The 12,096-nt window shown below is 60.6% G+C and carries 8 protein-coding genes and 1 tRNA gene; 1 reads left to right on the top strand and 8 read right to left on the bottom strand.

Features of this window, described 5'->3' with window-relative positions; translation table 11 throughout:
• Nucleotides 1–11: 11 nt before the first annotated feature.
• On the bottom strand, nt 12–923 hold the full coding sequence (iolE, locus tag AC4FWB_RS30625) for a myo-inosose-2 dehydratase (RefSeq protein ID WP_491029961.1): 912 nt from the start codon (nt 921–923) through the stop codon (nt 12–14).
• A 515-nt stretch (nt 924–1,438) separates the two neighbouring features.
• Here iolE and mocR point away from each other — a divergent pair.
• Nucleotides 1,439–2,914 (top strand): rhizopine catabolism transcriptional regulator MocR, encoded by a 1,476-nt coding sequence (gene mocR, locus AC4FWB_RS30620; RefSeq protein WP_491029960.1) that lies wholly within the window; start codon nt 1,439–1,441, stop codon nt 2,912–2,914.
• A 23-nt stretch (nt 2,915–2,937) separates the two neighbouring features.
• Here the strand turns inward: mocR and AC4FWB_RS30615 are convergent, their stop codons facing one another.
• The 7 genes from AC4FWB_RS30615 to AC4FWB_RS30585 form a co-directional block, all read right to left on the bottom strand.
• Nucleotides 2,938–6,081, bottom strand: coding sequence for a type I restriction endonuclease subunit R (locus tag AC4FWB_RS30615; RefSeq protein ID WP_491029959.1), 3,144 nt, complete (start codon nt 6,079–6,081; stop codon nt 2,938–2,940).
• Complete coding sequence (locus AC4FWB_RS30610; protein WP_491029958.1) at nt 6,078–6,773, bottom strand: hypothetical protein; 696 nt, start codon at nt 6,771–6,773, stop codon at nt 6,078–6,080. Before AC4FWB_RS30610 ends, AC4FWB_RS30615 begins: the two co-directional genes overlap by 4 nt.
• A gap of 2 nt (nt 6,774–6,775) precedes the next feature.
• Entirely contained in the window at nt 6,776–7,327 is a 552-nt protein-coding gene (locus tag AC4FWB_RS30605; protein WP_491029957.1) for a hypothetical protein, read from the bottom strand.
• The gene (locus tag AC4FWB_RS30600) at nt 7,324–8,616 is read right to left on the bottom strand and encodes a restriction endonuclease subunit S (protein WP_491029956.1); all 1,293 of its coding nucleotides are present in this window, start codon (nt 8,614–8,616) and stop codon (nt 7,324–7,326) included. The genes AC4FWB_RS30605 and AC4FWB_RS30600 overlap by 4 nt, the downstream gene beginning before the upstream one ends.
• Nucleotides 8,606–10,168, bottom strand: a complete 1,563-nt coding sequence (locus AC4FWB_RS30595; protein WP_491029955.1) for a type I restriction-modification system subunit M — start codon at nt 10,166–10,168, stop codon at nt 8,606–8,608. The genes AC4FWB_RS30600 and AC4FWB_RS30595 overlap by 11 nt, the downstream gene beginning before the upstream one ends.
• A gap of 438 nt (nt 10,169–10,606) precedes the next feature.
• Nucleotides 10,607–10,683 (bottom strand) — tRNA-Arg (locus AC4FWB_RS30590).
• A gap of 218 nt (nt 10,684–10,901) precedes the next feature.
• Nucleotides 10,902–11,816, bottom strand: coding sequence for a DUF1003 domain-containing protein (locus tag AC4FWB_RS30585; protein ID WP_491029954.1), 915 nt, complete (start codon nt 11,814–11,816; stop codon nt 10,902–10,904).
• Nucleotides 11,817–12,096: the final 280 nt, after the last annotated feature.

The following is a 12,096-nucleotide window of genomic DNA, read 5'->3' as shown; positions in this document are numbered from 1 at the left end:
CCGCTTGTTCCTCAGTCCTTCCGCTCGTCGACCGTGAACCCGGCCTTGCGGGCGAGGTCGCGCAGATTGCGGTAACCCATCGTGGCATAGGTCAAGGGATGCGCCTTGGCCGGGTCCTGCTCGGCCTCCACCACCAGCCAGCCGGCATAGCCCTTGTCGGCGAGGATTTTCAGCAGGCTATTATAGTCGATCGCGCCGTCGCCGGGCACGGTGAAGATGCCGTCCATCACCGCGCCCATGAAGCTCATGTCGGCCTCGCGCGCCTTCTTCAAGATGGCCGGGCGCACATCCTTGCAATGGACATGGACGACGCGGTTCACATGCCGGCGCAGCAATTGCTCCGGATCGCCGCCGGAGAAAGCGCAGTGCCCCGTATCGTAGAGCAGCCCGACCGTCTTGCCGGTGACGTTCATCAACATATCGATCTCGGCGTCGGTCTCGACGATCGTGCCCATGTGATGATGAAAGGCCATGCCGACGCCGAAATCAGCAAAACGTTCGGCCAGCCGCGTGATCTTTTCGCCGTAGGGCTTCCACTCCTCGGCGACTAGTTTTGGCCGCTGCGAGATCGGGTCGTGGATCGCGCCATGGCGGCCGCGCGAGGTGTCGGCATAAACGACTTGGGCAGCGCCGAGCTCCCTGAGCAGCGTCAGATGCGGACGGATCGCCTCGAACTCTTCCTCCACTTCCCGCTCGCAGATGCGGCCGTCATACCAGCCGGAGACCAGCGTCAGCCCGTAATGGTCGAGGATCGGCTCAAGCGTGCGTGCCTCGCGCGGAAATTTGCCGCCGAGCTCGGTGCCGGCATAGCCCGCTTCCGCGGTCTCGCTGAGGCAGGTCTCGAGCGGCGTGTCGCCGCCGAGCTCCGGCACGTCGTCATTGGTCCAGGTGATCGGATTGATGCCAAGTCGGACTGTGGTCATTGCTCGCTTTCCGCCCGCGGCCCAAAGGGCTGCGGGGTGATGGTTTCAGGAGGGAAATGGCTTCAGGTGCCGGCGGCGGGATGCAAAGCCCCGCCGTCTTCGTCTGGCCGGACGCCCTCCCAGTTGTCTTGGCCAAACTCGCCTTGCGTCGACGTCGTACCCCAACGTCACAGGACGAAGTCTACGCCGCTCTGTCTCCCCCACGAGGGCCAGTTTTCCGGAAAATGAAGGAACCAGTTGTGTGTTTTGCCGGCTGTGGCAGGATGGGGACGAGATGGAAAATCGCCAAGTGTTGACGGGACAGCGCCCCCCTCTGCCCTGCCGGGCATCTCCCCCACAAGGGGGAGATTGGCAGCTCCGTTGCCGGCGCATCTCTTCCAGCGTCGGCGATTGGCGAAAGCAGAGGTGACGTCCGATCTCCCCCCAAGTGGGGGAGATGTCCGGCAGGACAGAGGGGGGCGCGAAGGAACTCGACCTGGAAAGCTAGCGTGCTCGGCAAGCGATTGAGGTAAAAGATGCGCCCCCTCCACCCCAAACCCCAGGCCTTCCCGCTCGACATGCTGGCGGTGAACCGCTCGAGCCCCGAGCACCTCTCCCGCCAGCTCTATCACGGCCTCGTCGCCATCATCCGCAACCGCGCGCTGGCGCCGGGCTCGGAACTCCCTTCCACCCGCGCTTTGGCCGCCGAGCTCGGCCTTGGCCGCAACACCATCGTCGCGGCCTACGACCAGCTCGTCACCGAAGGCTATCTCGCCAACCGCCAGGGCGCGCGCCCGGTGATCGTCGACCTGCCGGACGGCCCGCGCGAGACGCCGGCCGAGGAACCGCCGGTACCGCTGCGTTCGCCCTCGCGGCGCGGCGAGGAATTGCTCAGCCAGCCCTGCCACCACGGCAGGCCGGGGCATGTCGCTTTCCACCCCGGCATGCCGGATGCGACGAGCTTTCCCTTCGGCGTCTGGGGCCGGCTGGTCGCGCGCCGCGCCAGCCATGGTGGCGAGACCCTGTTCGGCACCTATGACGTCACCGGCCATCCGGCGCTGAAGGAGGCGATCGCCGGCTATCTCTATTCGGCGCGCGGCGTGCGCTGCCGTCCCGAGCAGATCGTCGTCACCACCGGCGCGCAGGCCGCCTTCGACCTTCTCGCCCGCCTGCTGCTCGATCCCGGCGACACGGTGTGGATGGAGGAGCCCGGCTATTACGGCGCCAAGGCCGCCTTCACCGTGGCCGGCGCGAAAATCCTGCCCATCCCGGTCGACCAGGAGCGCGGCTGGCGGCTCGAGCCGCCGGCGCCGCTGCCGCGCCTCATCTATGTGACGCCGGCCTGCCAGCATCCGCTCGGCATCACCATGCGCATGGAGGAGCGGCTGCGCCTGCTCGACATCGCCGAAACCGGCAACAGCTGGGTGATCGAGGACGATTTCGACGGCGAATACCGCTTTCAAGGGAGGCCCGTGCCGGCGATCCAGAGCATGGACCGCGCCGGTCGCGTCATCTATGTCGGCACCTTCGCCAAGCTTTTGTTCCCGGCGCTGCGCATCGGCTTCATGGTGCTGCCGCCGGAGCTAGCGGGCCGCATCGTCAACGCGCTCTCCACCACCGGCCAGTTCGCGCCCCTCCTGCTGCAGGCCGCCTTGGCCGACTTCATCACCGAAGGCCATATGAGCCGGCACCTCAAGCGCATGCGCCGCATCTACGCCCAGCGCCGCCAGCTTTTCCGCGAGATCGTGGCCGAGCGCCTGCGCGACGAGATCACCCTCTCCCCCGCCGAAGCCGGCATCCAGGTGGTGGGTTATCTGAAGCAGGGCATCGACGACATCAAGGTCAGCCAGGCCGCCGCGAAGAGGGCCATCAACGTCTCGCCGCTGTCGAAATATTTCCAGAACACGGCGGCGACGCAGGGGCTGGTGCTGGGCTACGCGGCCTGCGATGCGGCGCAGACGAGGGAGGGGGTGGAGCGGCTGGCGGCGGCGATACGCGAGACGCTGGGGTGAGGGGCTGCGGTTAGGCGTTCAACCTACCCCCAATCGGCAGCGATCGTCTCGGCCTGGCGCACCACCAAGTCCACAGCAGCCTTCTGCAAATCAGGTGGATAACCATACCGAGCCAATAGCTTTCGCACCTCAATCCGCATTTTGGCGCGAACGCCTTCTTTCCGCGTCCAATCAATCGTGGCTGACGCCCGTATGGTCTGAACAAGCAACTGCGCGAGGGTTCGGAGTGTCTCGTGCGCCATCAGTTCCTTTGCTGATCCGTTCTCCGCCAGTGCCTCGTAAAATGCTATCTCCTCTTCAGAGAGACCTAGTTCCCGAGCGCGCGCTGCATTGTCCCGAATCTCGTTGGCGAGTTCGATCAGCTCTTCGATCACCTGCACACCATCGACCGCGCGGTTGTGGTATCGCCGGAGGGTCTCATCGAGGCGCTCGCTCAGTTTTGTCGATTGGACGATATTTGTTCGAGCATGTGATCTTATCTCGTCAGCGAGCAGCCGGCGAAGGGTCTCGATCGCCAAGTTCTTTTGTTTGCTCCCGCGCACCTCCGCGAGGAACTCTTCGGAAAAGATCGAAAGGTCGGGCTGCTCAAGTCCAGCGGACTGGAATACGTCGAGTATCCCATCAGCCATAACCGCGCGGGAAAGGAGTTGACGTATGTCTCGCTCGACCGAAAATCGGCTGCGACCACCGCCGGAGGTATACTTGACGAGGTTTGCGCGCAGAGCGGCTACCAGGGCGATCTCATTCCTCTTGGCCGTAACGCGTTCGTCGCCCGCGCTAATTGCGTAGGCGACCTCCAGCTTCAAGGCCACGTCGATGAAGGCTTCACGCCGCTGATTTGTCAGCAGGTACTCAAGGCACTGCTTGAGTAGCGTAAGACGCTGTGCGGGAGTTGCCCCGAAGAAGGAACGCCAGGGGGCTCCCTCCAGGAAAGCCAGAGCGCTTTCCAGATTTGTAAGCGTCTGTCTAGCAGCCTCGTCCGCATCCATGCGGACCTGGTCACGGTCACCCTGGGTGTATTTCGAAAGTGCTGACTTCAGCTCGGCTCCGATCCCCAGGTAGTCGACAACCAGGCCTCCTGGCTTATCCCCCCAGACACGATTGACGCGAGCTATTGCTTGCATCAGTCCATGCCCGCGCATTGGCTTGTCTATGTAGAGGGTATGGAGTGACGGGGCATCGAATCCTGTCAGCCACATGTCGCGGACAATGACTAGGTCGAAACCAGAGGCAGGATTCTTGAACCGACTGGCAAGCGCTTCAAGGCGAGACTTTGTTCGGAGATGCGGCTGAAGCGCTGCCGGGTCGTCGGAACGATTACCCGTGATGACAACCTTCAGCATACCGTTGGCATCATCGCTCGAATCGACAGCAACCCAACCCGGACGCAACTTGGCGATTTCATCATAGAGTGTCACCGCGACTTTGCGGCTGATCGTGACGATCATTCCTTTGCCGCCGGCCATCGCCTCCTGTCGTTTCTCAAAATGCGCCACAACGTCGGCCGCAATTTCTTCAATCCGATCCGGGGCGCCGACGATCTCCTCAAATCGGGTAAGCTTGCCCTTGATCCGCTCAACCGCAGCGTCCTCCCCTTCCGCAAGCTCCTCTGCCAGCAGGTCGAGTTGGGTCCGGTCATCGTCGGATAGGGACAGGTGCAGCTTAGCCAGCCGCGCGGTGTAGTGGATCGGGACCGTCGCCTTGTCCTTGACGGCCTGGGTCATGTCATAGGTGTCAATGACGTTGCCGAAGGTGCCATAGGTATCGCGGTCCCGTTCCTCGATAGGCGTTCCGGTGAATCCAACGGCCGTTGCATTTGGGAGGGCCTGTCGAAGATAGTCGGCAAATCCTACAGCCTCTCGAATCTCGCCATCTCGCTCTACAAACCTCTTCCTGAAGCCATACTGGGTCCGGTGGGCCTCATCGGCGATCACGATGACGTTGCTGCGATCTGTCAGCAGAGGGTGTTTCCCATCCTCACCACGGAAGCGCTGTATCGTGGTGAACACGAGACCGCCGATGTCCACCGAGAGAAGCCGACGCATCTCTTCCGCCGTCTCGGCTTTGCGAGGCGTTCCCCGCAGCGCTGCACCATGATCGGCAAATGTCCCGAAGAGCTGGTCGTCCAGGTCGTTTCGATCCGTCACCATGACGATAGTTGGATTCTTCAATGCTTTGGCCAGCTGAAGCTGACGCACAAAAAAGAGCATCGTCAGCGATTTGCCAGATCCCTGCGTATGCCAAACGACACCGCCCTTTCGCGTACCGTTCTGCGAAGCGGCCACTGTAGATGCCAGCGCCTTCCGTACGGCATGAAACTGATGATAGCCGGCCAACTTCTTCGATCGGACGGCCCCGTCTTTCATTTCGAAAGCCACGTAATCGACGATAAGGTCGAGGATTCGTTCCGGCGCAAAGGCACCCCGGATTAGAACCTCAAGCTCGGACCGGCCCATGTCATCCAGTTCCATCCCGTCGATCGTGCGCCAGGGCGCGAACCGATCCGGCTCTGCGGTCAGAGAACCAATGCGGGCTTGCATGCCGTCGCTAATCACAAGAACCTGGTTTGGGCGGAACAGCTCCGGACACTTCTCCGCATAGTTCCGCAACTGGGTATGCGCTCGCTCTAGCGTGGCATTTACGCTGGTCGGGTTTTTGAACTCAAGTATTGCAACCGGGAGGCCGTTTATGAACGCGGTCAGGTCCGTGCGAACTACACCTCGGTCCCCTTTCACAATGAACTGGTTCGCAACGAGCAGCCGATTGGCTGACGGATTTTCTCGGTCAAGGATTCGTAGACCAATGGTCCTTGTTTCTCCACGCTCGTTGATCTCGACGGGAACACCGGAGGCCAGGAAGGGATGAAAGAGCCTGTTGTTCTCAATCACATCCTGGCTGGGTATGGCCATTATCGTTCGGATTGCCGCGTCCACCATGGCCGCTGTAGCGTCAGGATTTAGGCTGGCGATTGCATTTCGAAGTTCTGGTTCGAGTATCGCCTGTCGATAGTCAGACCGGGCACCCATCGGACCGTCAGGTGCGAGATAGTCACCGGGAACTGACTTCCAGCCGATTAATTCGAACCAAGATAGCGCCGCTAGTTCGACGGCTTCCTCGGCGAGTTCAAGGCGCTGAGCTTCTGTCGGCAGCGTGTAGCGCTCGCTCATGCCGCGATCTCGGTATTCGACTGACGGTCGCTCGCTCGTTCCGCCTCCCAATCGATGCGCGCCGCGTCGTATACGGTCTCGTCGAGATGAAAGAGCACATAGCTAGGCTGGAAACTAGCGCCGGCAATTTCAACCATCTCGTATTCGTTATCCAGGTACTCATTGAAGTCGGCATGGGCGTCATAGGTCTCGGCATCTTCCTGCTCCGGCTCCGAGAGCACCCTGCTCCATGCGACATCGAACAGGAAAGCGACAAGGCTGTCACAAAGGCCGCCCAGCATCAAAGCATGCTGGCGCTGCAGTGTTCCCCAATCCAGGGATCCGCCATGGCGCATATTGGGCACATTGCTAAGCTTCGCCAGCGCGACCGCGACATCGTCAATTCCTCTCGTGAGCGACCTGATGTGTTCGTTGATCTCGGCCGCGTTTGGATGATTCGCGAGGGAGAAATCCATGGCGTCGATCACGCCGCGCATCCGGCCTGGGAAGCCATCGTTCTTGGCGAACTCGATCCCTAACCTCGGCGCTATCGTCGAGTGAGCCGCCTCGAAAAGCGTCCGAACACTTTGCAGACAGAAGGCTGGTTGGCTCTCGATACTGCGTTCCAAAGCTTCTATGTGAATCCTGAGAGGCTCGGCCCGGTCAGGGTGCGCGTCGAGGAGGGCGCGAAGCATCTGGAGCGAGTAGGGCATTGTCAGGTTTCCTCCCTGACGCGCTCAAAGTCGTCGAGACGAATCTTGTCTAGTGCGCTGAAGATCGCTTTCATGATGCGCTGGAGTTGTGCGAAGTCCACCCAGACCTCGGGCGGGAGATTGGCATTGGCAACGTCATCGTACCTGAAGGCCGTCGAGCGAGGATCGACCGTGTCGAACTCGCAGACCCGATCTCTAAGCCAGTCCAGTTGAGACTGCTGATAGCAGCCGACAAGGCGTTCATGCAGGTGAGCTGCCAGTTCCTGGAGTCCATGGTTTCGCTTCGCCGGTCCGCGGTGGAGTGCCTTCATGTTGAGTTCAAGGGCGTGACGGAAGCAAAACAGGATCGGATCGACGCTCTCCCAGGACTCGTTGTACCTGCTTGCTTCATCGAGCAGACGGAAAGCGGCGGTTCTGTAAGATTGCGCCAGATCATAAGTGGTCCGACCGGTCCGACCGTTCCAATTGACCAACATCGCACCATACTGGGTTTCAGGCTCGTCAGGCAGGTCCGAGAAAATAGCCCAGGAAAGATCGAGTTCGCGTTCATTCATGCGGCCACCGCCTTCTCGGCGTCTTTGATGCGCAATTCTCCGGAGATGAGTTTGGGAAGGAGCGTATCCCGGAGACCACGGAGCGTGGAGGCTTCTTGGACCAGACCAAGAATCCGCCGGTACATAGGTGCCACTGAAGTCTCAAAGGCGAGGGTCAATGCCTGCCCACCATCGACGACGCGCGCAGTCCCGAGCGTGGTCGTGGTGATGGTATCAAAAACAGAACCATGCGCGCCGCGCACCAATGCATCGACCAAGTGCGAGAAAGCAGAGGCCAACCAGAAAGGCGTTTCATTGCTCGAACTGAGCGCGTAACAAGTCTGGTTCATGGCCATCTCGCGGCCGAACAGACAATGCCTGCCTGTTGTAGCCCCCCGTGCAACAACAACAGTCGAGAGCGCCGGAACCATACGCGTCGCGCTTTCATCCAGACCTTTTTGTGTGATGGTCCGCTCAGTCCCGATCAGAAACCGATCGCGACACTGGCTTACGTCCCTCGCGCTTGCCCACAATATAGGTCCGTCCCAATAGGCAGGCTCTTCCGTTCTGGGAGTGCCCCCGGATATCAGGCGCGCGTGCTGGAGGAGTGGCCCATTCGTCCATCCCTTCGGAAGCCCATTTTCCTCGAACCGGTTGGGGAAAAGAGCGGCAATCTCGACAGGGAGGCCGGGGACGAGCCCCTCGGCCCTGGCGCGGACTGGGTCGAAATCCACGAACCAGCTCTTGAACAGCGCCCGTGACATTTCCTCCAGCATCGCTGCCATGCGCCGGTTCAACTCTATCTTGTCATCGAGGGAGCCGAGAAGTTCGGCGATCGCATCTTGGTTGGATCTCGGGGGTAGGACGAGTGGAAACTTCGGGAAGTCTCGAAGATGGATGCGATCAACCGTGCTCCCCGGCTTAGTGTGCGCACGGAGGTGTTCCTGAAAAGCTGGTCCGAGGTAGTAGTAGAGCAGGTATCGATTGTTTAATGCATCGGACTTTGCGCGAGCAAGAGCCAGTCGCCGACCGAGACAACATTCCAGGCCCTCAGGGATCAGTGCCGCTTGCCCAATCCGAGTCTCATAGGAAAACACCAAATCCCCAGGCTTGGGAACAACGCGACGCGTCCATAGTCGGAAGACCTCCTCGGTCACGTGACGTGTCTGAGACAAGTCCAATCGACCTTGTTCGAGCGCGTCGATGCCAAGGAAAATCGGACCAGCATCGACGAAGGACGGCGTTGCATGTGGACCATCATAGATATCCGCTACCGCTCCTATCTCTACCGTTGGCCACTCACCAGCCATGGCCAATCCCCGCCAGCGCCTTTCGGATGCGCTCGTCTATGGCTGCGCCCTCAGCCATCTGCTCGCGCAGCCCATTGGCTAGTCGCGCCATCGTCGCTTCAAAGGGCTCATCTTCCGCGCCAGTTTCCGGCGTGCCGACATAGCGCCCCGGCGTCAGTACGTAGCTTTGATCAGCTACTTCTTTGACGGTGGTTGCCTTGGCGAAGCCCGGCACATCCTTGTAGCGTCCGCCGACCTCGCGCCAGGCATGATACGTCTCGGCGACCTTGGCGATGTCGCTATCCGTCAGCTCCTTCAGCGTGCGAGAGACCATGGTGCCTAGCTCACGAGCATCGATGAAAAGGATTTCGCCTGTGCGGTCGCGTAACTTCTTATCGCGCGAGAGGCCGTTGGATTTGTCGCGAGTAAGGAACCATAGGCAGACCGGAATTTGCGTGGTCGAGAAGAGTTGACCCGGGAGTGCCACGATGCAGTCGACGAGACCGGGTAGCATAACTTTTGCCGTTGGGTCCCAGATGCCTTCGATCATGGCGCGGCGGATGTCGCCCTCGCCGGATTGCTGGCTCGAAAGCGATCCATTAGCCAACACCACGCCTGCGTATCCATCGGGCGCAAGATGGTAGATGATGTGCTGGAGCCATGCGAAGTTTGCGTTGCCGGAGGGCGGCGCGCCGTATTTCCAGCGAGCGTCGCCCGTCAATTTGTCACCGCCCCAGTCGCTGTCGTTGAACGGCGGATTGGCCAGGACATGTTTCGCCATCAGGCCCTTGTGAAGGTCCTCATGGAAAGTGTCCGCCCATTTGGAACCAAGGTTCGCCTCAATGCCCCGTATGGCAAGGTTCATTTTGGCGAGGCGCCACGTCGTCGCATTCGACTCCTGACCATAAACAGAGATTTCGTTGAGGCCGCCGCCGTGCTCCTCCACAAAGCGTTCTGACTGTACGAACATGCCCCCGGAACCACAACAGGGGTCGTAGACGCGCCCCTTGAACGGCTCCAGCATCTCTACCAGCAGCTTAACGACGCAGCCGGCGGTGTAGTACTGCCCGCCGCGCTTGCCTTCCATCTTCGCGAACTCGCCGAGGAAGTATTCGTAGACCCGGCCGAGCACGTCTTGGCCCTGATGGGAATCCTCGAACTTGATGTCGGAAAAAAGCTTCAGGATCTCGCCGAGCTTGGTCTGGTCCAATTCCTGACGCGCATAGTTTTTCGTGAGAACACCGCGCAGGCTAGCATTCTCGGCTTCAATATCGATCATCGCTTGATCGATCAGTTCCCCGATAGTTGGCTTCGTGCTGGTAGCGTTCCCCTTCAGGAAGTCCCAGCGCGCGCGATCCGGAACGAAGAAGATGTTGTCGCCGAGGCAGAGGTCTCGAAAAACTTCCGGATCATCAAGAAAGGGGCGCTCCTCAGGATCGGCCTCCGCCTTCCGGCGACGAGCGTCGAACCTGTCGGAGATGTACTTCAGGAAAATCAGGCCTAGCGCCACATGCTTGTATTCGGCGGCATCCATGTTGCCGCGCAGCTTGTCGGCCGCAGCCCAAAGTGTCATCTCGATAGTTGGAGCCGATTTTTCTGGTTTCGGAGTTGCGGTCTTCGTCCCAGGTTTACGTCCTCGTGGCACTGCTATTCCTGACTTCAAGGTATGGGTTACGACTGGGTGTTCAGAATCTGTGATTCTGCCGCGATGGGTGGTATCGACGAAAGTTCAGGACGGAGTCACAGAACTTGAACTTTCCAACGGTCGCAGCCTCCACTTTCCAGAACAGGAACGTGCCGGCAGACGTAGCTCTTCGTCTGAATACGATTGAGCGATGGTGCCTTGCGGTTTATGCATAAGCCCCCCAGCTTCTTGATTGAATCGCTACACTAGCGATCCATTGCTGTCTGGCCAACTCGGAAAATGAGGGTCTGATGGAATACTGGCACGGATCCGAATACCACGTCTTGTTGGCGCATAAGGTCGCTAGCAGCCTTGGAACGAGACATCTGGCGCACCCGACAAGATTCGAACTTGTGACCTCTGCCTTCGGAGGGCAGCGCTCTATCCAGCTGAGCTACGGGTGCTTCCCGGGAAACCGGAAAACGAACCAGCCGGTGAGCCGGCCAGCCACGGCTTCTTAGCGGAAGCCGCTCCGGGCTTCAACGGCCAATTGGAATGGCGGCGGCCTGTGATGGTTGATTGTCGTACCGATAGAGCAATCGGGTATGGCGCTCCCCCTCTCCGTCTCGGCTTTGCCGAGACACCTCTCCCCCGCCTCTGGCGGGGCGAGGAACCGTGAACCTCACCCCTCCGCCTCGCTCTTCGCCACCCGCCTTCGCACCCCTCGCGTCGCCCGCTTCTGCTTCTTCGCGGTCAGTTCGTGCATCGCATCGAGCTGCATCTGCTGCATTTCGGCCAGCCGCTGCCATTGGCGCGAGATCAGGTAGTCGAGCTTTTCGTGCAGGTGCCGCACTTCCAGCTCCGCCTTCAGGTTCACCCGGTAGTCGTTGAAGGAGCGCAGCCGGTCTTTGGCTTCCTGCCGCTTCTGGCTCATCATGATCACCGGCGCCTGGATGGCGGCGATGCAGGAGAGCATCAGGTTGAGCAGGATGAACGGGTAGGGGTCGAAGGCGCCGGTCGTGCCTTCGAACAGGTTGACGCCGATCCAGATCAGAAGCACCGCCGCGAACGAGATCAGGAACCACCAGCTGCCGCCGAACTCGGCCATGTTGTCGGAGACGCGGTCGGCGAAGGAACGGTGCTCCTCGAATTCCTCTTCCGAGTTTTCCGAGATCGTGTCTTGTCTCGCGATCGATTCCACCACCTGGCGGTCGAGCTCGGAGAATTCGCCGTGCTCTTGCTGCAGCAACTCCTCCATGTAGCGCATGCGGTAGCGGGCGAGCTCGGCGCGGCTGACGCGGGCGCCGCGCGGCAGGTCCGGATGGTCGGCGCGGATGCGGTCGGCGAGGCTGGGCCTGAGGTCGTCGATGCGCACCAGGTCGCGCTTGCGGAATTTCCGGCCGCTGATCGCCGACGGCTTCTTCTTCGGCTTGACCCTGCCGGGAACGTGCGGTTCGGAATCCGGCACTTCCGGCGCTTCGAGGATCTCGTCCGCCGCCTCGTGCGCGTCCTCCGGCACGGTCGCCGCCTCGAAATATTCGCCGCCGCTTTCGTTCTCGTTATCGGCTTTTTTCTGCGCCTTGGGATCGCCGGCCATGGTCAGTGCTCCTGTTCCGGGCTTTCGATACGATACGCCAAGCCGGCGCGGCATATCCATCGCGACTGTGAATCTGGTGTGACCGAACAAGTTCTTGTGATGGGGGGTGCCTCTTCGCCCGCCTCCATATGCAATCGGATACGGCAGTGCCGCCCCCCACTCCGTCTCGGCTTCGCCGAGCCACCTCTCCCCCGCTCCGCGAGGGAGAGGAAATAAGCTTGCGCGATATCGCCAACTACCGCTTGCGAAATCCGAGCCCCCGGCGATTGGCGTTTCCTCG

This window comes from Mesorhizobium sp. LEGMi-168a (assembly GCF_058312955.1).
The sequence above is the reverse complement of the archived record's forward strand: the minus strand, read 5'-3'. Positions and strand labels throughout refer to the sequence as shown.